Raw genomic sequence first — 22,281 nt, 5'->3', positions numbered from 1 at the left:
TAGCCGCTGATGCAGCTGATGATGTCGTTCAGCGAATGGGGGGAGCTCACCGTGATGTTTCCTGTTCGAGTTGTTGCAGTTGCTGCCCGGTGTTGATGTTACGAAAGGCATTCGGGTCGGGGAAGTCGACTTCCACCCGTTTGAGCGAGTCGAACCAGAGCGCCATCCTGCGCTCGCCGGCGGCCAGGAATTGGTCCAGCGAAGCGCTGACCGACGCATCCAGCAGAGCGCAGACCGGATGCCGCTGGCGCTCTTCGCCGCGCCCGGTCACCGCATAGGCAGCCTGGGCGCCTGCGGCGGTCATGGCGCTGGCCAGGCGCTGCACCAGGTCATCGGGGATCAATGGCGCGTCGCAAGGGGTGGTCGCCAGAAACGGCGTGGTGCAATGGCGCAGGCCGCTTTGCAGGCCCGCCAGCGGGCCTTGGAAGCCATCATCGAGATCAGGCCAGAGCGGGTAGCCCAAGGCCGCATAGCGTGCGTGCGAGCGGTTGATATTGAGCGCCAGCGGGCCGACCTGGGGCGCCAGGCGGGCAATCACGTGCTGCACCAGTGGCTTGCCGTGCAATGGCTGCAAGCCCTTGTCGAGGCCACCCATGCGACTGCCGCGACCACCGGCCAGCACCAGGCCGGTGATTTTTTCGGGAGCGATGGCGACCACCGGAGTGCAGTCAGGCATGAAGTCGGAAGAGGACAGCGGCGTCCTCAACCACCGATATAAGACATTTCGACCTTGCGCAGTGGCCGTGCGGGCTGTTCGCTGCGCAGTTCCGAATAACGGTCGCCCCGACCACGCCACAGGCGGGCGATGGCGCCGGCGAGCAGGGCATCGTCGTCGCTGCCGCGCACGATGGCGCGCAGGTCGTGGCCTTCGCTGCCGAACAGGCAGGTATAGACCTGGCCTTCGGTCGATAGCCGGGCGCGCGAGCAGTCCTGGCAAAACGCCTGGGTGACGCTGGAAATGACGCCGATCTCGCCGCCGCCGTCGACATAGCGCCAGCGCTCGGCGGTTTCGCCCGTGTAGTTCGGATCCACCTCCACCAGCGGCAGCTCGGCGGCGATGCGCTGCACCACCTCGCGCGAAGGCAGGACCTCGTCCATGCGCCAGCCGTTGGAGCTGCCGACATCCATGTATTCGATGAAGCGCAGGATGACCGGGGTGCCCTTGAAGTGGCGCGCCATCGGCAGGATCTGGTCGTCGTTGACGCCTTTCTTGACCACCATGTTGACCTTCACCGGCCCCAGGCCGGCGGCCATGGCCGCATCGATGCCGTCGAGCACCCGGGCCACCGGGAAGTCGACATCGTTCATCAGGCGAAAGCCGGCGTCGTCGAGCGAGTCGAGCGACACCGTCACGCGCTTGAGTCCGGCGTCCTTGAGGGCCTGCGCCTTCTGCCGCAGCAGCGTGCCATTGGTGGTCAGGGTCAGGTCGATTTCACGACCGTCGGGGGTGCGCAGGGCCGCCAGCATCCCGACCAGGCGCTCGATGTGCTTGCGCAGCAGCGGTTCGCCACCGGTGAGGCGGATCTTGTGCACACCGTGGGCCACGAACTGACGCGCCACGCGGGTGATTTCTTCGAAGCTGAGCAGGGACGAATGCGGCAGGAAGTTGTATTGCTGGTCGAACACATCCTTGGGCATGCAGTACACGCAGCGGAAATTACAGCGGTCGGTGACCGAAATGCGCAGGTCGTGCAGCGGCCGTCCCAGGGCATCGCCCAGCAAGCCAGTCGGCTGTTCGCGCTGCAAGTCACCTTGCAGGCCGAAGGCCGGGGCTTGCCGCAGGTCAACGATGGGGATGACGCGTGTGTTCATAGGGCTGGCGAAGAGGATTGCAGAACGATAGCACGGCTGGCATATCGGCGTGAGGCCTCAATCGACCGCGCGCACTGTATTGCGTCACGCCGTGCCTAACTGTTACGCCCGGGGCGTGGCCAGAATGCAAGAAAGGGAGCCGAGGCTCCCTTTCTTGTTGCGTCACCAATCGATCAGTTACGCGTTTCGACTTGCACCAGCGGGTCGTTGGATTGCGGCGGCAGCGGCTTGCGCTCGCGTGGCACGCGCACTGCCGGGGCGATGTTCGCCGCAGCTTCCTGCGCCGCCCGCAGCTTGGCGGGATCGGTCGAGGCTTGCGTCAGGCCAGCCTGCGACAGCATCTGGTTGACGGCGTCGCGTTGTGCGCCATTGTCCTGGCTGACACTGCGCGTCGCCGGTGCCGGTGTAGCCACTGCGGCGGGCGCCGTAGGTGCTACCTCGAACTCTGGCGCTGCCGGTGTGGCCACGGGAGCCGGCGCCGGTGCGGCGTCGAGCAGACTGATCTGTTGCGGGGCCGATGGGCTGGCAGCAACAGGTTCGGCCGGCACGGCCACTTCGATCGGTGCTTCCGAGGCGGCCGGCGCCACTGGCGCTGCCTGCACTGGCTCGAAAGCCGGGGCCGGGGCGAAGCTGGCATCGATCGACTGGGCCGCAGGCTCGATCGGTTCGGCATTGGCAAACACGGCCTGGGTCGCTTCGGCAGCAGCCGCCGCGACGGCCTCGACCGAGTTGACGCCGGTTTCGACGCTGGCAGCGGTTTCGGTGCGTTCGACAGGTGTCACCGGTTCGGCCACGGCAGGCGCCGAGAAGCTGGCCTGGGCCACTGCGGCCTGGCTGACTTCGGTGTTGCTGGCCTGTGTTGCCTGGGCGCTCACGGAGTCGTCGGCTGCTTCGCTGTCGCCGGCTTCGGTGTTGTCTTCGATGAAGTTGCCGTTTTCGTCACGTTCGCGACGATTGCGGTTGCGGCCACCACGACGACGACGACGACGCGGTTCGGTGGCGCCATCGGCGCCTTCGACTGCTTCGCCGGCAACGCCGGACTCGACTTGCGCGCCGTCGACCTGGACTGCATCGGTGCGGGTGGTCTGCACCACATCAGCGCCGGTCACGGTCACGGCCACGCCTGCACCGGCTACTACGGTGCCGGCTGCCAATGCGGCTTCCAGCGGCAGGCCGTCTTCAGCGCGGGCTTCCTTGCGCTCGCCACGCGGTGCGCGTGGTTCACGCGGTGGACGCGGTTCGCGACCTTCGCGGGGTTCACGACCCTCGCGGCCTTCACGTGGTTCACGGACTTCACGTGGCTCGCGTGGTTCACGCGGTTCGTTGCGACGGCCTTCCTTGGCTTCCTGGCCTTCACGTGGTTCGCGACCTTCGCGTGGCTCACGACCCTCACGCGGTTCGCGTGGCGGACGCGGTGCGCGTGGCGGACGTGCCTCGATGGCTGCGCCCGGTGCGGCTTCGGTCGGATTCTTCAGCTCAGGTGTTGCCTGGGCGCCATCGCGATTGCGACCACCGCGTTCACTGCGCTCGCCGCTGCGGTCGTTGCGGTCGCGGCCATTGCGGCTACGGCCATTGCGGTCGCGGCCATTACGGTCGCCGTCACGCTTGGCCGGGCTCTTGGCTTCGACCACCACCGGGGCCGGCGCCACGACGACAGGTTTCTTGCGGAAGAAACTGAAGATCTTGCCCAGCAGGCCCGATTCGGGCGCCAGGGTAGGCGGTTGCACGGCGGCCACCGGTTCTGGAACCTTGCGTTCGACGATCGGCGCTGGCTGGTCGGGGGTGATGCCCTTGACCACGGCTTCCTGGCGCGGCTTGACGTCGTCCTTCTGGCGCTTGCTGTAGCCGATGTCGGTGTCGGCCTGTTCGGCCATGGCGTAGCTGGCCTGGGCATCGTCGAGGCGCGGATCGTCGTGCTTGATCCGTTCCATCTTGTAATGCGGGGTTTCCAGGTGCTTGTTGGGGATCATGATGACGGTGACGCGATGACGCGTCTCGATCTTCAGGATTTCGCCACGCTTCTCGTTGAGCAGGAAGCCAGCCACATCGACCGGCGCCTGAACATGGATGGCGGCGGAGTTTTCCTTCATCGCCTCTTCCTGGATGATGCGCAGCACCTGCAGGGCGGACGATTCGGTATCACGGATATGGCCGGTGCCGTTGCAGCGCGGGCAAGTCACGTGGCTGCCTTCGGACAGCGACGGACGCAGGCGCTGGCGCGACAGTTCCATCAGGCCGAAGCGCGAGATCTTGCCCATCTGGACGCGGGCACGGTCGTGGTGCAGGGCATCCTTGAGACGGGTCTCGACTTCACGCTGGTTCTTCGAGTTCTCCATGTCGATGAAGTCGATCACGATCAGGCCACCCAGGTCGCGCAGGCGCAACTGGCGGGCCACTTCTTCGGCCGCTTCCAGGTTGGTGTTGAACGCGGTGGTCTCGATGTCGCTGCCACGGGTGGCGCGCGCCGAGTTGACGTCGACCGAGACCAGGGCTTCGGTGTGATCGATCACGATGGCGCCACCGGAAGGCAGCGGCACGGTACGCGAGTACGCGGTTTCGATCTGGTGTTCGATCTGGAAGCGGGAGAACAGCGGCACGTCGTCGCGGTAGCGCTTGACGCGATGGACCATGTCCGGCATCACGTGGGCCATGAACTGCTGGGCCTGGTCGTGGATGTCGTCGGTGTCGATCAGGATTTCGCCGATGTCGGGCTGGAAGTAGTCGCGAATGGCGCGGATGACCAGCGACGATTCTTGATAGATCAGGAACGCGCCCGAGCCTACCTTGCCGGCGCCTTCGATGGCGCGCCACAGTTGCATCAGGTAGTTCAGGTCCCACTGCAGTTCGTCGACATTGCGACCGATGCCTGCGGTGCGGGCGATGACCGACATGCCGCCTGGCAGGTCGAGCTTGTCCATGGTTTCGCGCAGTTCCTGGCGATCTTCGCCTTCGACCCGGCGCGACACGCCGCCGCCACGCGGGTTGTTGGGCATCAGCACCAGGTAACGGCCGGCCAGCGAGATGAACGAGGTCAGGGCGGCGCCCTTGTTGCCGCGTTCTTCCTTTTCGACCTGGACGATGATTTCCTGGCCTTCGCGCAGCGCTTCCTTGATGGTGGCGTTGCGGACGTCGACGCCTTCCTTGAAGTAGGTGCGGGCCACTTCCTTGAAGGGCAGGAAGCCGTGACGTTCTTCGCCGTAGTTGACGAAGCAGGCTTCCAGCGAGGGTTCGATGCGGGTGATGACACCCTTGTAGATGTTGGACTTGCGCTGCTCGCGTCCAGTGGTTTCGATGTCGATGTCGATCAGCTTCTGGCCGTCGACAATCGCTACGCGCAGCTCTTCCTGCTGCGTAGCATTGAACAACATACGTTTCATGTTTTCACTCCGGGATCCGAGGATCCTTCAAATGGGCCGTGCGTGAGAGCGGCGCCAAAGTACATGGGATGTACGCGAAGAACGAAGTGATTGGGGGAGGGAATTGCCTTAATGTGTGGAGTGCCGCTTAGTGGGCACTCAAGCACAACGGGGCGCGGATGCAAAGGACCGGAAAGCCGGGCAGCGCCGTATCCGCGCCGGGCGTTCCGCAATCTGCGGTCACGCGCTTTGCTGCGGACGGTAAGCTGGTCTGTGGAGCCAAACTAAACATAGCGACTGGATGGCGACGGCGATCGGGTTCAATGCATCACCGGCAAGCTTCGCGACAAACTGCTGCCGGACCTTTGCCCGGATCGGACGATGGGCGCAGGCCTCAGGCGGACCGGTTGGTCTGCGTTGTGGCGTGCGCTCCCTTTCGTCAACGGGCTGTGCTACGGTCCGGTGGCTGGTTCGCCGGATGCGAGTCTTGCCGACTTTTATCCTGATGATCCAAACAATTCTGTTCCACTTCCAAGTGCGTTATCCGATTGCAACACCGGTGCAAACTGGACTCGCGCAGGGAAGGTGCGTACTCGTTCGAGGCCTTGCAATCGGTCGAGCGGCTTGTGTTTCAGCCTTGCAGCTGTGGTCACCTGGCGCAGTGCCGTGTCGGGCATCTGCGGTGCCGCACGTCGTCTTTTCGGGGCCCCCTTCGTCAATTTTGCATTTAGCGAGGCTGACGAAGACTCCTCTTGTGTAGAATGATCTTTTTAATTCTACTGACGTGGTTTTTTGACCAGCGTCGATCGATTATATATTCAAAATGAAGGACTTAGCGAGATTTTCTAGGGGGGCTTCTCAAACCGCCGAACCGACGGCGGCTCCCCGGAGCGCAACAGGCTCGCAGGGCGTCCCTCAAGTGCAATTGCTGACCATTTCCGAAGACGAAGCGGGTCAGCGCATCGACAATTTCCTGCTGCGCATTTGCAAGGGCGTGCCCAAGAGCCATATCTACCGGGTGCTGCGTTCGGGCGAGGTGCGCGTCAACAAGGGCCGCATCGACCAGACTTACCGACTGGTCGATGGCGACGTGGTGCGGGTGCCGCCAATACGAGTGGCCGAGCGCCAGGAGTCCGTGGTGCCGGGGGCCGAGTTTCGCATTCTGTTAGAAGACAGTCACATGCTGGTCATCGACAAGCCGGCCGGGATCGCCGTGCATGGCGGGTCGGGCGTGAGCTACGGCGTCATCGAGCAATTGCGGGCGGCGCGTCCGCAGGCCAAGTTCCTGGAGCTGGTGCATCGGCTGGACCGTGACACCTCGGGCGTGTTGCTGATCGCCAAGAAACGTTCGGCCCTGAACCACCTGCACGACCAGATGCGCGACGGCACCACCGACAAGCGCTACCTGACGCTGGTGCAGGGCGACTGGAAGAATGCCCGGCAACACATCAAGTTGCCGCTGTTCAAGTACAGCACTGCCGACGGCGAGCGGCGGGTGAGGGTGCAGGAAGACGGCCAGACCGCGCACACCATTTTTTCGCTGCTGCGCCGCTACGGCGAGTTCGCATTGCTCCAGGCCGAACTCAAGACCGGGCGCACGCACCAGATCCGGGTGCACCTGTCGGCCAGCGGATTTCCCATCGTGGGCGATGACAAGTACGGCGATTTCGGCTTGAACAAGGCGCTGCAGAAGGCGGACGGCAAGCGCATCGGCTTCAAGCGCATGTTCCTGCACGCCCGCCAGATCAGTTTCACGCATCCGGACAGCGGCGAGATCGTCACCCTCAAGGCGGCCTTGCCACCCGAGTGCGACAAGTTCCTGCGCAGCCTGGCGGCCGATGACGACGGCGAGCCCTTTGTTGCAGATTGAGCCGGGCCGGCGGCATGGCGCGGAGTATGGTAGTTTCTGCCAGGAATTAACAGTTGAGCATGTCCGCATGACAATGGTCGACGCCGATCATCGACAGGCGGGCCTGCCGAAAGCGAAAAAACATGCCTAGAAAGCAATTTGACCTGATCGTCTTCGACTGGGACGGCACGCTCATGGACAGCACCTCGACCATCGTGCGCTGCATCCAGGCGGCCGCCCGCGATCTGGGGCTGCCGATCCCCGATAAAAGTGCCGCGTCGTATGTGATCGGCCTGGGGTTGCAGGACGCGATGCAGGCCGCCATTCCCGATGTCGACCCCAAGTACTACCCCCGCATCGTGGAGCGTTATCGTCATCATTACCTGGGGCAGGACAAGGATCTGACGCTGTTCGAGGGCGTGCCCGAGATGCTGGCCGACCTGTCGCAGCAGGGTTACTTCCTGGCGGTGGCCACCGGCAAGAGCCGGGTCGGGCTCAATCGCGCCATGAACAGCACGGGCCTGTTGTCGCGCTTCGACGCCACGCGCTGCGCCGACGAGACGTTTTCCAAGCCGCATCCGGCGATGCTGCAGGAATTGACCCGCGAGCTGGGGCAGGACATGGGCCGCACGCTGATGATCGGCGACACTACCCACGACCTGCAGATGGCCATCAATGCTGGCGCCCGCGGCGTTGCGGTAGAATTCGGCGCGCATCCGGTGGCGCAACTGGCTGAACTCGATCCGCTGTTCTCGGCCCGATCGATCCGCGAGCTGCACCAGTGGCTCAACGAGAACGCCTGAGCGGCGCACCTTCATGAGCCTCCAGACCGAAATCGAGATCTGTCCCTCGGCCGACATCGTCGATGGCGGCCGCGGCAAGCGCTTTGCGGTGCAGGTGCGGGGCGACGACGCGACCGGCTTCGTGATCCGCCACGGCGGCCAGGTGTTTGCCTATCTCAATCGTTGCGCTCACGTGCCGGTCGAACTGGACTGGTTCGAAGGTGAATTCTTCGAGTCCAGCGGTACTTATCTCATGTGCGCAACACATGGCGCCGTTTATACGCCGTCGACCGGAAAATGCGAGGGCGGCCCTTGTACTGGCGCGCAGTTGCGTAAGATCATGGCGCTGGAGCACGACGGTGTTATTTATTGGTGCCCGGACGATCTGGTCAAGGCGGTCGTGGCGTGAAGCCCGACGAAATCCGCAACAGGCGCTGACGGCGACTTTGCATAAAGTGAGCATATGAGCAACAACAACGACATCGATAACCCGCAGACGCCACCATCCCCGGCGGCCCCGACACCCGAACCCGCCCCTGCGGCCAAGGCGGTACGCGACGACAAGAAGCACATCGGCTGGGAGCGCGACGTGCTCGAAAAGCTGGCGCTGTTTGCCGTCAAGGAGCAACGCGCCCGCCGGCGCTGGAGCATTTTCTTTCGCATCGCGCTGCTGGTGGTGATCGTATTCGGGGTGTGGATGGCCTTCACCTATGGCAAGACCGAGAGCGAACCGCTGGGCACCCATACGGCCCTGGTCGAGATCAAGGGCACCATCGAGTCCGAGGGCCAGGGTTCGGCCGGCGTCGTGATCCCGGCGCTGGACAAGGCGTTCGCCGCCACCGATTCGGTGGGCGTGATCCTCAAGATCAACAGCCCCGGCGGCAGCCCGGTGCAGGCCGGCATGATCAACGACGAGATCACCCGCCTGCGCAAGACCTATCCCAACAAGCCGATTCACGTGGTGGTGGAAGAGGTCTGCGCCTCGGGCGGTTATTACATTGCTGCCGCGGCTGATCGTATCTATGTCAACAAGGCCAGCCTGATCGGTTCGGTGGGGGTGCTGATGGACGGTTTCGGTTTCACCGGCCTGATGGAAAAGCTGGGCGTGGAGCGACGCCTGCTGACCGCCGGCGACAACAAGAGCTTCCTCGATCCGTTCAGCGCGCAGAGCCCCAAGCAGCGCGAGTATGCGCAATCGATGCTGGAAGAGATCCACCAGCAGTTCATCGAAGTGGTGCGCCAGGGGCGCGGTACGCGCCTCAAGGAAACCGCGGACACCTTTTCTGGCCTGGTCTGGACCGGCTCCAAGGCGGTCGAGCTGGGTCTGGCCGATGGCTACGGCACCGTCGACAGCGTGGCGCGTGACGTGATCAAGGCCGCCGACGTGGTCGACTACACCCAGACCGAGAACCTGTCGGATCGCGTGTTGAAGAAGTTCGGCGTGGCCTTTGGCGCCGGCGTGGCCAAGACCATGATGTCGTCGGCGTTGCCTGAATTACGCTGATCTGGTTGTCTGAGGGCATAGACAAGGCCGGCTGGGGTTGCAGCCGGCCTTTTTACATCGACGTCGCAGTTGCCGCCGTCGTCCCGGCGCAGGCCGGGACCCAGTGACTTATGCGGCAGACCGACGAGCGCTGAAAGACGCTGGGTCCTGACTTTCGTCAGGACGACGGAGGTGGGGTTATAAGCATCTCGTCGTGCCTGCGCAGGCAGATAGACTTATAGCCTTACCTTCGTCGTCCCGGCGCAGGCCGGGACCCAGTGACTTATGCGGCAGATCGACGAGCGCTGAAAGACGCTGGGTCCTGACTTTCGTCAGGACGACGGCGGCGATCCCGTTGTGCCGGCGAACGCCGGTACCCAGTGACTTAATCAGCCAGCAGCAAGAACACCGTCGGTTTCTTGTGGAAGTCCGGCGCCTTGCCGCTGGCCAGCGCTGCTTTCCATTGGGTCGCGGTCTGGGTGCGGATGGCTTCGTCCGGCAGGCTCAGGTCGGTTGCCACGCAGATCAGCGTGCCGGCCGCGCAACTATTGGCCAGCGCCTCCAGCATGGCCGCGTTGCGGTACGGCGTTTCAATCAGCAACTGGGTCTGTTTCTCGCTGCGCGAACGCTCTTCCAGCTGGCGAATGCGCTTGGTGCGGGCCGCCGCATCGGTGGGCAAATAACCATTGAAGGCGAAACTCTGGCCATTGAGACCGCTGGCCATCACCGCCAGCAGCAGCGACGAAGGGCCCACCAAGGGCCGCACCCGGATGCCGTGCTGGTGCGCCAGGCGGACCAGGTTGGCGCCGGGGTCGGCCACGGCCGGCACCCCCGCTTCCGAAATCAGACCGCCGTCGCGCCCTTGCAGCAGCGGCGCCAGCAAGGCGGGCAGGGCGGCGGCATCGGTGTTGACGTTGAGCTCGGCAATGGCGATTTCCTGGATCGGCCGCGCCAGCGGCGCGCGCGTACCCAGTAGTTTCAGGAACGCGCGCGTCGATTTGGCGTTTTCAGCCACGAAATAATCCAGCCGCGCCGCAATCGATTGCGCCTCGCGGGGGATGATGAAATCCAGCGGATGATGGGCGTCGTCCGCGCCATCGGCACCAGGCTCGACAGTGCCGAGCGTGTTGGGAACCAGATAAAGAATGCCCGACATCGAAGAATGTTTAGTAAATTGTTTAAAATAATATCGTGATGCGCTGAAATGCCTGCAGGCCGCCATTCTACAGGCCCCGCGGAGCAATGCGGGCAATCGCTGGTCGCCTTTGGGCCAGGGTGTCATCAATCTGTCATGCAAGGCGACTATCTTGATTGTCTTGATTGTTTTTATGGCGCGGCCAGCGGTGTCGCCCGAACCCGGAAGGAATTGAATGTTTGCTGCGGTTGATCTTGGCTCCAACAGTTTTCGCTTGCACATCGGCAAATACGAAAACGATGGCATTCGCGTGATCAAGAGCGCGCGCGATCCGATTCGTCTGGCTGCCGGCATCGACAAAAGCGGCAACCTGACGCCGCAGGCCTGCCAGAGCGCGATCGATTCGCTGACCCGGTTTCGTGCCGTGCTGCGCGACTATGCGCTCGATTCGGTTCGGGTGGTGGCCACCAATACCTTGCGGATTGCCCGCAACGCCGGCGACTTGCTGCCCGAGCTGGAGCGCGCCATCGGCTATCCGGTGGAAATCATTTCCGGCGAGGAGGAAGGGCGCCTGATCTACATGGGCGTGGCCGGAGTGCTGGCCGATGCCGGCGAACAGCGCATGGTGATCGACATCGGCGGTGGCTCCACCGAGGTGGTGCGCGGCTGTGGCAGCGATATCGCCCATGTCGAGTCATTCGGCATCGGCACCGTCAACCAGAGCCTGGCGTTCTTTTCGGACGGCGCCATTACCGCCGCCGCCTTCGAGCGCGCTATCCTGTCGGCGCGGTCGCATGTCGAGGATGCGGTGCACCTGTTCGGCTTCGACGCCAGCGTTAACGTTTATGGTTCTTCGGGCACCATGCGCGCCATCGCCGACACCATCGCGCGCAATCGCATGGGCGATGGCCGGGTGACGCTGCCCAGCCTGGCCGTGCTGATGCAGCACCTGATCGATTTCGGTCATGTCAGCCAGATCGAACTGGACGGCATGAAGCCCGACCGCGCCGGCGTCATCATGGGTGGCCTGGCGGTGCTGATCGGGTTCATGCAGCAATTCGGCATCGAGCGCATCACCCCGGTCGAGGCCGGCCTGCGCATGGGCGTGATGTGGGACCTGCAACTGCGCGCCACCCAGGCCGACCGGCGTGAGCGCTCGGTGGACGAATTCATGCGGCGCTTTCATGTCGACGCCGTGCGTGCGCGCGGCGTGGCCGATACCGCGCGGGGCTTCTTCCAGCTGCTCAAGCCTGCCAGCGAGTCGTATGCGCGTTATCTGTACTGGAGCGCGCAATTGCACGAGACCGGCCTGATCGTCTCGCCCACCGGCTATCACAAGCATTCGGCCTACATGGTCGCCAATGCCGACATGCCCGGCTTCACCACCCGCGAGCAGCGCCTGATGAGCACACTGATCCTGGGCCAGAAGGGCAACCTCAAGAAGATCAGCGAGATGCTGGGCGACGTCGATTTCGCCAAGGCCTTGCTGGCGTTGCGGCTGGCGGTGATGTTTCGCCATTCGCACATCACGCTCGATCTCGATAAGGTAAAGGTCAAGCTCAAGAGCAAGATCGATATCGAGATCCGGCGCGACTACATCACCGACCATCCCAGCATTTCGTTCTGGTTCCAGAAGGAGCAGGAGTGGTGGGCCGGGATCGGCGTCGACTTCGGGGTGAAGGTCACCAGCTGAGTGATCGGCCGGCACAGGAAGAATTTTTAAATAGTAATGCTTCTTGTTTATGATATAGTCGCCTGCGTTTTGCGAGGGTGCCCGGCAGTGACCCTCGCAACGAATTCATACCTACAACAAGGCACAATCAGGTGCCACCATCGCGATCCGCGCCAAAAATGAAGCCTGCCATGGCAGGCATTCGATCAATTTTTGGAAAAGGATGGTCCATGTTCCCTCGTCAACTCGTGGTCGGCGCTTTGCTGGCCGGTACCGCATTGTCTGCTGTCGCCCAGGAAAAGGTGCTCAACCTCTATTCGGCGCGGCATTACCAGACTGACGAAGCCCTGTATGCCGAATTCACCAAGACCACCGGCATCAAGATCAACCGCATCGATGGCGATGACGCCGGCATTCTGGCCCGTCTCAAGAGCGAAGGCGCGGCCAGCCCGGCCGATGTGATCCTGCTGGTGGATGCGGCGCGCCTGTGGAAGGCCCAAAGCGAAGGGCTGTTCCAGCCGGTCAAGTCGAAGCTGCTCGATGAGCGCATTCCCGCCAACCTGCACAGCAAGGAAAGCAGCGAGGGCACGCAGTGGTTCGGTTTTTCGACACGCGCGCGCGTGATCGTCTACAACAAGTCCAGCGTCAAGCCGGAAGATGTCGACACCTATGAGTCGCTGGCCGATGCCAAGAACAAGGGGAAGGTCTGCACCCGCAGCGGCGCCCACCCCTACAACGTGTCGCTGTTCGGCGCACTGCTCGAACATGACGGCGCGGCCAAGACCGAGGAAGTCCTGAAGGGCATCGTGGCCAACCAGGCACGCCAGCCGGTCGGTGGCGATACCGATCAGATCAAGGCGGTGGGTTCGGGCGAATGCGGCGTGGCGATTTCCAATTCGTACTACGTGGCGCGGCTGCTGCGCTCGACCAAGCCCGAAGACGTGGCCCTGATGGAGAAGGTCGGCATCGTCTGGCCTAACCAGAAGAGCTATGGCGCCCACGTCAACATCGCCGGCGCCGGCGTGGCCAAGCATGCCCCGCATAAGACGGAAGCGGTTCAATTCCTCGAATACCTGGCCGGCGACAATGCCCAGCGCTATTTTGCCGAGGGCAACAACGAGTGGCCTGCCGTCAAGAGCGTCAAGACCGACAATCCTGCCTTGCAGAAGATGGGTTCGTTCAAGGCTGAAGTGATCAACGTGGGCGCAGTCGGCGCCAATCAGCAGAAGGTGCTTCAAATGCTGGACCGCGTCGGCTACAAGTGACGCAAGTGCAGTTCCCGGGCGCCTGAAGTCATAGGCTTCCTGCCGACAGCCGGTATCGTCCCGCGATACCGGCTGTTTCTTTTTTGTTCATGCCGCTGCGGGGGCCATAGTCGCGTACTATTTAGGTATGTAATAAATATTATGTTATAAGATAAATTATGTTTAAAAATTACGTTAAGATATAAATATGTTGCGTCTATATTTATTGTTTAGCGTAATATTTGAAGTTGATTTATCGAAAGGCATAAATTGACCATTTTCGAGCAACTACAACTGCGTCGCCGCCAGCTTGGCCGCACCCTGCAGAGCCTCTCCAGCCTGACCGCCATGAGCGTGCCGCAGGTCAGCAATGCGCTCAATGGCCGTGTCGATTCGCGGCTCAGCACCCTGGAAGCGCTGGCCGATGCGATGGATGCCAGCCTGGTGGTGGTGCCCAAGCACCTGATGCCGGAACTGACGCGTCTGCTGTCCGGTAAAACCATCGGCCCCGACGATGTCGCGTCGACGGTCGACCGCTTCCTGGGGGAGCATTGAATGAACAGCGGGCTGACGCCGCGTTATCTGGAGGTGCGATTGCACGGCCGGCATGTAGGCTGGCTGTGCGAGGCAGGCCGGAGCACGCGCTTCGTCGCCACCGAACAGTACCTGGCAGATAGCCAGCGCGCCACGCTGTCGCTGTCGATGACCGTGCCGGGCGCCGAGCGCGTGACCCAGGAAACCCTCAACAACCACTTTGATCCGGCGCTCTATCGCGAACGCGGCGAGCTGCCGCCATTCTTTGCCGGACTGATGCCGGAAGGAGCGCTACGCCGCCGCCTGGCGGCCACCCGCAAGAGTGATCGCGACATGGACGACTTCGGTGTCCTGGCCGCGGCCGGCGAGGATCTGCCGGGCGCGGTGACCGTCGTGCCGGCCAATCTCGACCATCTCACTGCGGCCGCGCGCGCCTATGGCGTCACCGGCGGCGCCGACAACCTGGAAATCGGTGTGCCGGAACAGGCCGCCGAAGGCGCTGCCTCCCTGTCTGGCGTGCAGGACAAGCTGGCGCTGTCGAACGCGCGCGATGGAAAACGCTACAGCATGCCGGTCAAGGGACGGCTGTCGGATCTCATTGCCAAGCTGCCTGCCCCCGGTGACGACACGCAGGTGATGAACGAATACACGTGCATGACCCTGGCCGGACTGGCTGGCGTGAATGTCGCCCAGTGTCGTCCTGCGCCCATGAGCGCAATGAACGACCACCCGGACCTGGTGACGGCGCTGGGGCCGACTACCCGTTTCCTGGCCGTGGACCGGTTCGATCGCGGCCCCGGCAGCGCGGTGCACATGGAAGACGCTTGCCAGTTGCTGACGCTGATGCCGGCGCAGAAGTATGCGGGCGCGCCGCAATTCGTCAAGTTGATCCGGGTGCTGGACCGTCTCAGCACCCGCGGCATCGAAGACATCCGGCAATTCTTCATCCGCCAGACCGTCAATGCGCTGATCGGCAATTCCGATGCCCACCTGAAGAACTTCAGCGTGCTGTATCACAATGGCATTCGCCCCGAGCTGTCGCCGGCCTACGATATCGTGTGCGTGGCGGCGCTGCCGGGTTTTCGCGGCTACGGCGCCAACGTTGCCATCGACAGCCGGCAGCGGCAGGAAACCCTGGACACCTACGCCGTCATTGCCCGCCAGGCCGGCATATCGCCACGCATCGCCAGGGCGGCCGTGCTGCAGACCGTGGCGCGGGCGCACGAGCTCTGGCCCCGGGCGCTGCAAGACATGGAGGTGCCGCCGGCCGTGCGCGACGAGATCGAGGCGCGCCTGAAGACGCTGCCCCTGGCGCGCGTGGGCCGGCGCTGAGCGCGCAGCGGTATCAGGGCTGGGCCGGCGGGTCCCGAAACGGATTGCGCTCGTTCAATTCGCTCATGTAGTCCTCGATGCCGCCGCCTTCGCGCTGCAGGAAATGCTCCACCGCGTCGTAGAAGCCCGGATGCGCCAGCCAGTGTGCCGACCAGGTCTTTTGCGGCAGGAAACCGCGCGCCATCTTGTGTTCGCCCTGGGCGCCGCCTTCGAACCAGGTGATCTTTTCGGCGATGCAGAACTCCAGCGGCTGGTAGTAGGCGGTCTCGAAGTGCAGGCACGGCACGTGTTCCAACGCGCCCCAATAGCGCCCGTAGAGAGTGTCGGCGTCGTACACGGTGAGCGAGGCGGCGATCGGCTGGCCGTCGCGTTCGGCCAGGGTCAGCAGCAGGTTGTGCGGCATGGTGGCGCCGATGCGCAGGAAGAAATCGAGGTTCAGATAGGGCGTGGAGTAGTGCGCCGCATAGGTATGGCGATAGCAGCGATGAAAGAATCGCCATTGCGCCTCGCCGATCTCGGCGCCGCGCAGCGAACGCAGCTGCACGCCCTGTTCGGCCACCCGGCGGCGTTCGGCCAGGATGTTCTTGCGCTTCTTGCGCTCCAGCGTGGCGGTGAACTGGTCGAAACTGTCATAACCTTCGTTGCGCCAATGGAACTGCACCCCCGAACGCAGCAGGAACCCGGCGTCGGCCAGCGCTTGCGCCTGTTCCGGGGGCGGGTACAGCACATGGGTCGATGAATGCTGGCCGTCCTCCTGCAATGTCTGCAGGGCCTGCAGCAGCGCCGAGCGTGCCGCGTCGTCGCGCGCCAGCAAGCGGCTGCCGCGCACCGGCGTGAACGGAATCGCCGACAGCAGTTTGGGGTAATACGCGACGCCATGGCGCTGGTAGGCTTCGGCCCAGGCCCAGTCGAACACGTATTCGCCATAGGAATGGCTTTTCAGGTAGAGCGGCAGGGCAGCCACCAGTTGCTGGTCTTGCCACAGGCTGAGGTAGTGCGGCTGCCATCCGGTCTCGGCGCTGGCCGATCCGCTCTCGTGGAGCGCGTGCAGGAAAGCATAGGAGAGAAAAGGCGTGGCCTCTTGCTGCTGTCCGACCAGGGCATCCCATTGCGGCTGGCCAATCTCGGCCAGAGAAGAAACGATTCGCGTGCGATAATCCATTGCCTGCATTCGGGTTATGTTGGGTCAGCGGGCCGCAGAGTCCGACCGATCAGGCATTCTACGCAAAATGAAAAAAAGGCGTTGCGCTGCATCATGGTTCACGCAGCCCCCGCGCCAGCGTCAGACAATCAGGAATAAGCATGCCAAGTGAATTCTTCAACCTGTACAGCCACGGTTTCGCCCGTGTCGCCGTCGCGGTACCGCAATGCAAGGTGGCCGATCCGGCCTTCAATGCGGCGCGTACCATCGAACTGGCGCGCCAGGCAGTCGCCCAGGGGGCGGTACTGGTTTCCTTTCCCGAGCTGGGTCTGCCAGCCTACAGCTGCGAAGATCTGTTCCAGCAAAAGGCGCTGCTGGATGCTTCGCTGCAAGCCTTGCAGACCGTGGTGGATGCTTCGGTCGACCTGCCGGCGGTATTGATCGTGGGCCTGCCCTTGAAGGTCGACCACCAACTGTTCAATTGCGCCGCCGTGGTGGCCAATGGCCGGGTCCAGGGCGTGGTGCCCAAGACCTACCTGCCCAACTACAGCGAATTCTACGAGGCGCGCCAGTTCAGCCCGGCCGATTGCGTCATCAGCAGTCATGTTCGCCTGGGCGGCCAGGAGGTGCCATTCGGCAGCCTGCTGTTCGATATCGCCAATATTGCCGACTTCCGTTTCCACGTCGAGATCTGCGAGGACGTGTGGGTGCCGATTCCGCCGTCGTCCTTTGCTGCGCTGGCCGGCGCCACCGTGCTGGTCAATCTGTCGGCCTCCAATGTGGTGGTGGGCAAATCGGGCTATCGGCAGCAACTGGTCTCGCAGCAGTCGGCGCGCTGCATGGCCGCCTACCTGTATTCGTCGGCGGGCAATGGCGAATCGACCACCGACCTGGCGTGGGATGGCCAGGCACTGATCTGCGAGAACGGCGAACTGCTGGCCCAGTCGGAACGCTTCGGCGACGGCGGCCATGTGATCTACGCCGATGTCGACATCGAGCGGCTGTCGCGTGAGCGCTTTCACCAGACCAGCTTTGGCCAATCGGTGCGGCGTCATGCCGACGAGGTGCGCCGTTTCGATATCGTCGCCATCGACTTGCCGGGGTTCGGGCAGACCGTACAGCGCGCCCGGACGCTGCCACTGAAACGCCCGGTGGCGCGCTTTCCGTATGTGCCGGCCAGCGCCGCACTGCGCGAAGAACGCTGCGCCGAGGTCTATCACATCCAGGTGCAGGCGCTGGTGCAGCGGCTGTCATCGAGTGCCATACAGAAGGTCGTCATCGGCGTCTCCGGCGGGCTCGATTCGACCCATGCGCTGCTGGTATGCGCCAAGGCGATGGACAAGCTGGGCCTGCCGCGCGCCAATATCCTTGCCTACACCATGCCCGGCTTCGCCACCAGCAGCCGCACGCTGGACCAGGCCCACAAGCTGATGGAGCAGGTCGGCTGCACGGCGCAGGAAATTGATATCCGCCCCAGTTGCGAACTGATGCTCAAGGACCTGGGGCACCCCTATGCGCGGGGCGAAGCGGTGTACGACATCACCTTCGAGAACGTCCAGGCCGGCGAGCGCACCAATCACCTGTTCCGCCTGGCCAATCACCACCATGCCATCGTCATCGGCACCGGCGATCTGTCAGAGCTGGCGCTGGGCTGGTGCACCTATGGCGTGGGCGACCACATGTCGCACTACAACGTCAATGCCAGCGTACCCAAGACGCTCATCACGCATTTGGTGCGCTGGGTGGCCGAATCGTCGTCGCTGGCCCTGAAGGACCCGGCCGTGCTGATGCAGGTGCTCGACACCGAGATCAGCCCCGAGCTGGTGCCGGGCGCCTCGGCCAGCGATCCTGGCCAGCGTACCCAGGACTTCATCGGGCCGTACGAATTACAGGACTTCAACCTGTACTACATCCTGCGCTATGGTTTCACGCCGGCCAAGGTGGCTTTCCTGGCGCATTCGGCCTGGCGCGACAGCACGCAAGGGCATTGGCCGGAGGGCTTGCACGGCGCCCACAATGAATATACGTTGGCGCAGATCAAGAAGAACCTCGGCATCTTTGTCTATCGTTTCTTCAAGACCAGTCAATTCAAGCGCTCCTGCGTGCCCAATGCTCCCAAGGTGGGTAGCGGCGGTTCGCTGTCGCCACGGGGTGACTGGCGTGCGCCATCCGATTCCGAGGCCACCGTCTGGCTGGAGAATCTGAATGCCATTCCCGAGGGCGAAAACCAGTGAGGGATGCAGGTGGATTTGTTATTGTTTTTTTTAGTAAACAATTGATTTTTTGCGACTTAGCTGAAGAGAGGAAAATGCCATGAAACAAGTGACCGCTATCATCAAACCGTTCAAGCTGGATGAGGTCAGAGAGTCGCTCGCGGAAGTCGGCGTGACCGGCCTGACGGTCACCGAGGTCAAAGGCTTCGGTCGCCAGAAAGGTCATACCGAGCTGTATCGCGGCGCTGAATACGTGGTCGATTTTCTGCCCAAGGTAAAGATCGAAGTCGTGGTCGACGAGAAGGTGGTCGAGCAAGCCGTGGATGCCATCATCAAGGCGGCGCGCACCGGCAAGATCGGTGACGGCAAGATCTTCGTGCAGGAGGTCGAACAGGTCATTCGGATCCGCACCGGCGAAACAGGCGCCGACGCCGTCTGACCCGAACCGGCCGCAGGCCGGTTTTTTTATTGCCTGTCGCCGCATGCGACGCTGCCTTCGTCCAGCATCAATAAAAGTGGCCCTCGACTTCCCGGTGGTCATGACAAAGGAGGGACATGGCAATGCGGTCGATAACGAAGGGCGAATTGCGCCCAGGTTTTGCCGGCAGGCTGGTGCGCGGTTCCAGTCTCTTCCGGCGCTTCAGCGTCACCGCCAGGCGGTGTCTCCCGACGATGTTGCCCTGCCTGTTGCTATCGACGGCGGCATTCTGGGCGCCTGTGGCCCGGGCCGAGACGGGCGTTTTTCCTGATCGCATCGTGCTGGGCCGGTCGGCCGGCCTGTCGGGCCCGCTGGCTGGCGCGGCACAGGCTTGCGCGCAAGGTGCACGGGCCTATTTCGATACCGTCAACGCCCATGGCGGGGTGCATGGCCGCAAGATAGAAATGCTGGTGCACGACGATGGTTACGATGCGCAGGTCGCGGTGGCCAACACCCGGCGCCTGATTCACGACGACAAGGTGTTTGCCTTGTTCGGCCACGTGGGCTGGCCGGGCGTGGCGGCGGCGCTGCCGGTGGTGACCGGCGCGCGCATGCCGTTTCTTTTTCCGTGCAGCGGCGCGCCCAGCCTGTATGACGCCTTCAATCGTCATGTCTTCACCTTGCGCGCCAGTTACGCGCGCGAATATCGCTACCTGTTGCGCATGTTCAGCCGCATGGGCGTCAAGCGGCTGGCGCTGATCTACCAGAACAATGTCTTCGGCAAGCGGCTCTTCGACGAAGTCAACAAGGAAGCCGAGGCGCGCAGCCTGTCGGTGTTTCCCGGCGCCATCGATGCCGGCAGCAATTTTCCATCGCTGCTCAGGCGCACCCTGGCCCAGGGGCCGGACGCGGTGCTGCTGGTCAATGCCGATCCGCTGCTCAATGTGGCGGTGGTGCGGGGGCTGCAAGAGGCCGGCTACCACGGCCGTTATTTCGGCGCCTCGATTACCGGGCAACGTACCTTCATCGAGCAACTGGGGGCCTTCTCGCGCGGGGTGGTGATTGCGCAGATCGTGCCGTCGCCGTGGCAGGTCTCGATTCCGCTGGTGGCCGACTATCGCAAGCTGATGGTGGCGCAGGGCGTGAGCGAATTCTCGTTCGGCAGCATGGAAGGGTTCATCGGCGCGCGCCTCGTGGTCGAGGCCATGCGTCGCGCCGGGCGGCACCTGACGCGGGAAAGGCTGATCGAGGCGCTGGAAAGCATCAACGAGCGCAATTTCGAACATCGCGGCTTTCCGGTCAATTTCTCTGCGACCAATCACCAGGGCGCCGATTTCGTCGATACGGCGATGATTTCCAGCGCGACCCTGTTCCTCAATTAGGGCCTGTTCACATTAAATCTGCGAGTGCGAGAGGTCGGCAAGCGTTGTCTGTCTAGGCGTAGCGACGCGCCGTAGTGGTGCTACGGCAAGGAGCTGCAACAACGGCAGGCGACGCTTGCCGGCACGCCGCCTGGGGGCAACGCATCTCGCAGATTTAATGTGAACAGGCCCTAGACATCTGCCCGCGACAGGACTGTCACAGCCTGCCACGGTGTCCCGATCTGACACACCGTGCCCGCGCATCGATGACACACATCAGGGCGAGCAGCCGCGCTGCAGCCTGATTGTGCGCTGGCACGCGATTTGCCCCTTGTGATGCAACCCCCACCGCCGTCACGACGGCCTATAACACAAGGAGACGACATGAACCTGGCAGACATCAGCAAACTTGGCGTGCGTGACCCGTTCAAGCAGCGCTACGACAATTTCATCGGCGGCAAATTCGTGCCGCCGGTCAAGGGCGAGTATTTCGAGAACATCAGCCCGGTCATCGGTCGCGCCTTTTGCGAAGTGGCCCGCTCCAGCGCCGAAGACATCGAGCTGGCGCTGGACGCGGCGCACGCCGCCAAGCGCAGCTGGGGCAAGACTTCGCCGGCCGAACGCGCCAATGTGCTGTTGAAGATCGCCGAGCGCATGGAAGCCAATCTCGAACTGCTGGCCACCGCCGAGACGCTCGATAACGGCAAGCCCATCCGCGAGACGATGGCCGCCGACATTCCGCTGGCGATCGACCATTTTCGTTATTTTGCCGCCGCCATCCGCACCCAGGAAGGTGGTATCTCCGAGATCGACAGCGACACCTACGCCTATCACTTCCATGAACCACTCGGTGTAGTGGGCCAGATCATTCCGTGGAACTTCCCGATCCTGATGGCGGTGTGGAAGCTGGCGCCGGCGCTGGCCGCCGGTAACTGCGTGGTGCTCAAGCCGGCCGAACAGACGCCGGCCTCGATCATGGTGCTGCTGGAACTGATCCACGATCTGCTGCCGGCCGGCGTGCTCAACGTGGTGCAGGGGTTTGGCCTGGAAGCCGGCAAGCCGCTGGCCTCCAACAAGCGCATTGCCAAGATCGCCTTTACCGGCGAGACCACCACCGGCCGCCTGATCATGCAATATGCCTCGCAGAACCTGATCCCGGTGACGCTGGAGCTGGGCGGCAAGTCGCCCAACATCTTCTTTGCCGACGTGATGGAACGCGACGACGAATTCTTCGACAAGGCGCTCGAGGGTTTCGCCATGTTTGCGCTGAACCAGGGCGAGGTGTGCACCTGCCCCTCGCGCGTGCTGGTGCAGGAGTCGATCTACGAGCGCTTCATCGAGCGCGCCTTGAAGCGGGTGGCCGCGATCAAGCAGGGCAATCCCCTCGACAAGAGCACCATGATCGGCGCCCAGGCCTCGCAGGAACAGCTTGAAAAGATCCTGTCCTATATCGACATCGGCAAGCAGGAGGGCGCCAAGATCCTGGCCGGCGGCGCGCGCCAGGAATTGGGCGGCGACCTGGGCGCCGGTTACTACGTCCAGCCGACCGTGTTCGAAGGCAATAACAAGATGCGCGTGTTCCAGGAAGAGATCTTCGGCCCGGTGGTGTCGGTGACCACCTTCAAGGACGAAGAAGAAGCGCTGGCCATTGCCAACGACACGCTGTATGGCCTGGGCGCAGGATTGTGGACGCGCGACGGCACGCGCGCCTTCCGCCTGGGACGCGAGATCCAGGCCGGACGGGTCTGGACCAACTGCTATCACCTGTACCCGGCGCATGCCGCGTTCGGCGGCTACAAGCAGTCGGGCATCGGGCGCGAGAATCACAAGATGATGCTCGATCACTACCAGCAAACCAAGAACCTGCTGGTCAGCTATAGCCCGAAGGCACTCGGGTTCTTCTGACGCGGCACGACGCCGGCGCGCATGCGGCCGGCGTCGTTGCTGCT

The 22,281-nt window shown here is 63.1% G+C and carries 17 protein-coding genes; 12 read left to right on the top strand and 5 right to left on the bottom strand.

What is annotated here, in order from left to right:
* Positions 1-46 precede the first annotated feature (46 nt).
* The 3 genes from mobA to LBW87_RS01345 all read right to left on the bottom strand — a co-directional run bounded on the left by mobA (position 47) and on the right by LBW87_RS01345 (position 5,189).
* Complete coding sequence (gene mobA, locus LBW87_RS01355) at positions 47-676, bottom strand: molybdenum cofactor guanylyltransferase MobA (RefSeq protein WP_225199632.1); 630 nt, start codon at positions 674-676, stop codon at positions 47-49.
* Between the two features lie 26 nt (positions 677-702).
* Positions 703-1,812: a GTP 3',8-cyclase MoaA gene (moaA, locus tag LBW87_RS01350; protein WP_225199631.1), complete on the bottom strand. Its 1,110-nt coding sequence runs from the start codon at positions 1,810-1,812 to the stop codon at positions 703-705.
* Positions 1,813-1,985: 173 nt separating this feature from the next.
* Entirely contained in the window at positions 1,986-5,189 is a 3,204-nt protein-coding gene (locus LBW87_RS01345; RefSeq protein ID WP_225199630.1) for an Rne/Rng family ribonuclease, read from the bottom strand.
* 802 nt (positions 5,190-5,991) lie between these two features.
* Between LBW87_RS01345 and rluC the strand changes: the two genes are divergently transcribed.
* The 4 genes from rluC (at position 5,992) to LBW87_RS01325 (ending at position 9,303) form a co-directional block, all read left to right on the top strand.
* Positions 5,992-7,038: a 23S rRNA pseudouridine(955/2504/2580) synthase RluC gene (gene rluC, locus LBW87_RS01340; protein ID WP_225199629.1), complete on the top strand. Its 1,047-nt coding sequence runs from the start codon at positions 5,992-5,994 to the stop codon at positions 7,036-7,038.
* A 122-nt stretch (positions 7,039-7,160) separates the two neighbouring features.
* The gene (locus LBW87_RS01335) at positions 7,161-7,820 is read left to right on the top strand and encodes an HAD-IIIA family hydrolase (protein ID WP_225199628.1); all 660 of its coding nucleotides are present in this window, start codon (positions 7,161-7,163) and stop codon (positions 7,818-7,820) included.
* A gap of 13 nt (positions 7,821-7,833) precedes the next feature.
* Positions 7,834-8,208 (top strand): Rieske (2Fe-2S) protein, encoded by a 375-nt coding sequence (locus tag LBW87_RS01330; protein WP_225199627.1) that lies wholly within the window; start codon positions 7,834-7,836, stop codon positions 8,206-8,208.
* A gap of 54 nt (positions 8,209-8,262) precedes the next feature.
* A complete protein-coding gene (locus LBW87_RS01325) occupies positions 8,263-9,303 on the top strand; it encodes a S49 family peptidase (protein WP_225199626.1) in 1,041 nt (346 codons plus the stop codon).
* A gap of 364 nt (positions 9,304-9,667) precedes the next feature.
* On the opposite strand, the gene LBW87_RS01320 is transcribed toward LBW87_RS01325, so the two are convergent.
* Positions 9,668-10,438 (bottom strand): SAM-dependent methyltransferase, encoded by a 771-nt coding sequence (locus LBW87_RS01320; protein ID WP_225199625.1) that lies wholly within the window; start codon positions 10,436-10,438, stop codon positions 9,668-9,670.
* Between the two features lie 214 nt (positions 10,439-10,652).
* Between LBW87_RS01320 and LBW87_RS01315 the strand changes: the two genes are divergently transcribed.
* The 4 genes from LBW87_RS01315 (at position 10,653) to LBW87_RS01300 (ending at position 15,199) form a co-directional block, all read left to right on the top strand.
* Positions 10,653-12,110: a Ppx/GppA phosphatase family protein gene (locus LBW87_RS01315; protein ID WP_225199624.1), complete on the top strand. Its 1,458-nt coding sequence runs from the start codon at positions 10,653-10,655 to the stop codon at positions 12,108-12,110.
* Positions 12,111-12,319: 209 nt separating this feature from the next.
* A complete protein-coding gene (locus LBW87_RS01310) occupies positions 12,320-13,354 on the top strand; it encodes an extracellular solute-binding protein (protein ID WP_225199623.1) in 1,035 nt (344 codons plus the stop codon).
* A gap of 249 nt (positions 13,355-13,603) precedes the next feature.
* The gene (locus LBW87_RS01305) at positions 13,604-13,888 is read left to right on the top strand and encodes a helix-turn-helix domain-containing protein (RefSeq protein ID WP_225199622.1); all 285 of its coding nucleotides are present in this window, start codon (positions 13,604-13,606) and stop codon (positions 13,886-13,888) included.
* The gene (locus LBW87_RS01300; RefSeq protein WP_225199621.1) at positions 13,889-15,199 is read left to right on the top strand and encodes a type II toxin-antitoxin system HipA family toxin; all 1,311 of its coding nucleotides are present in this window, start codon (positions 13,889-13,891) and stop codon (positions 15,197-15,199) included.
* Positions 15,200-15,212: 13 nt separating this feature from the next.
* Here the strand turns inward: LBW87_RS01300 and LBW87_RS01295 are convergent, their stop codons facing one another.
* Positions 15,213-16,361, bottom strand: a complete 1,149-nt coding sequence (locus LBW87_RS01295) for a GNAT family N-acetyltransferase (RefSeq protein ID WP_225199620.1) — start codon at positions 16,359-16,361, stop codon at positions 15,213-15,215.
* Between the two features lie 140 nt (positions 16,362-16,501).
* On the opposite strand from LBW87_RS01295, the gene LBW87_RS01290 reads away from it, so the two are divergent.
* The 4 genes from LBW87_RS01290 to adh all read left to right on the top strand — a co-directional run bounded on the left by LBW87_RS01290 (position 16,502) and on the right by adh (position 22,237).
* Positions 16,502-18,574 carry an NAD(+) synthase gene (locus tag LBW87_RS01290; protein ID WP_225199619.1) on the top strand — a complete coding sequence of 691 codons (2,073 nt, stop codon included), beginning with the start codon at positions 16,502-16,504 and terminating at the stop codon, positions 18,572-18,574.
* 79 nt (positions 18,575-18,653) lie between these two features.
* Complete coding sequence (locus LBW87_RS01285; RefSeq protein ID WP_225199618.1) at positions 18,654-18,992, top strand: P-II family nitrogen regulator; 339 nt, start codon at positions 18,654-18,656, stop codon at positions 18,990-18,992.
* Between the two features lie 122 nt (positions 18,993-19,114).
* Complete coding sequence (locus LBW87_RS01280; RefSeq protein ID WP_225199617.1) at positions 19,115-20,353, top strand: ABC transporter substrate-binding protein; 1,239 nt, start codon at positions 19,115-19,117, stop codon at positions 20,351-20,353.
* Positions 20,354-20,716: 363 nt separating this feature from the next.
* Positions 20,717-22,237: an aldehyde dehydrogenase gene (gene adh, locus LBW87_RS01275; RefSeq protein ID WP_225199616.1), complete on the top strand. Its 1,521-nt coding sequence runs from the start codon at positions 20,717-20,719 to the stop codon at positions 22,235-22,237.
* Positions 22,238-22,281 lie beyond the last annotated feature (44 nt).

Source organism: Herbaspirillum sp. alder98 (assembly GCF_020179755.1).
Classification (GTDB): domain Bacteria; phylum Pseudomonadota; class Gammaproteobacteria; order Burkholderiales; family Burkholderiaceae_D; genus Herbaspirillum.
Note: the sequence above shows the minus strand (reverse complement) of the source record. Positions and strands in the feature narration are given on the sequence as shown.

Coding starts and splice junctions, on each gene's coding strand:
- mobA (WP_225199632.1), bottom strand. CDS start 676: ATGCCTGACTGCACTCCGGTGGTCGCCATCGCTCCCGAAAAAATCACC.
- moaA (WP_225199631.1), bottom strand. CDS start 1,812: ATGAACACACGCGTCATCCCCATCGTTGACCTGCGGCAAGCCCCGGCC.
- LBW87_RS01345 (WP_225199630.1), bottom strand. CDS start 5,189: ATGAAACGTATGTTGTTCAATGCTACGCAGCAGGAAGAGCTGCGCGTA.
- rluC (WP_225199629.1), top strand. CDS start 5,992: ATGAAGGACTTAGCGAGATTTTCTAGGGGGGCTTCTCAAACCGCCGAA.
- LBW87_RS01335 (WP_225199628.1), top strand. CDS start 7,161: ATGCCTAGAAAGCAATTTGACCTGATCGTCTTCGACTGGGACGGCACG.
- LBW87_RS01330 (WP_225199627.1), top strand. CDS start 7,834: ATGAGCCTCCAGACCGAAATCGAGATCTGTCCCTCGGCCGACATCGTC.
- LBW87_RS01325 (WP_225199626.1), top strand. CDS start 8,263: ATGAGCAACAACAACGACATCGATAACCCGCAGACGCCACCATCCCCG.
- LBW87_RS01320 (WP_225199625.1), bottom strand. CDS start 10,438: ATGTCGGGCATTCTTTATCTGGTTCCCAACACGCTCGGCACTGTCGAG.
- LBW87_RS01315 (WP_225199624.1), top strand. CDS start 10,653: ATGTTTGCTGCGGTTGATCTTGGCTCCAACAGTTTTCGCTTGCACATC.
- LBW87_RS01310 (WP_225199623.1), top strand. CDS start 12,320: ATGTTCCCTCGTCAACTCGTGGTCGGCGCTTTGCTGGCCGGTACCGCA.
- LBW87_RS01300 (WP_225199621.1), top strand. CDS start 13,889: ATGAACAGCGGGCTGACGCCGCGTTATCTGGAGGTGCGATTGCACGGC.
- LBW87_RS01295 (WP_225199620.1), bottom strand. CDS start 16,361: ATGGATTATCGCACGCGAATCGTTTCTTCTCTGGCCGAGATTGGCCAG.
- LBW87_RS01290 (WP_225199619.1), top strand. CDS start 16,502: ATGCCAAGTGAATTCTTCAACCTGTACAGCCACGGTTTCGCCCGTGTC.
- LBW87_RS01285 (WP_225199618.1), top strand. CDS start 18,654: ATGAAACAAGTGACCGCTATCATCAAACCGTTCAAGCTGGATGAGGTC.
- LBW87_RS01280 (WP_225199617.1), top strand. CDS start 19,115: ATGCGGTCGATAACGAAGGGCGAATTGCGCCCAGGTTTTGCCGGCAGG.
- adh (WP_225199616.1), top strand. CDS start 20,717: ATGAACCTGGCAGACATCAGCAAACTTGGCGTGCGTGACCCGTTCAAG.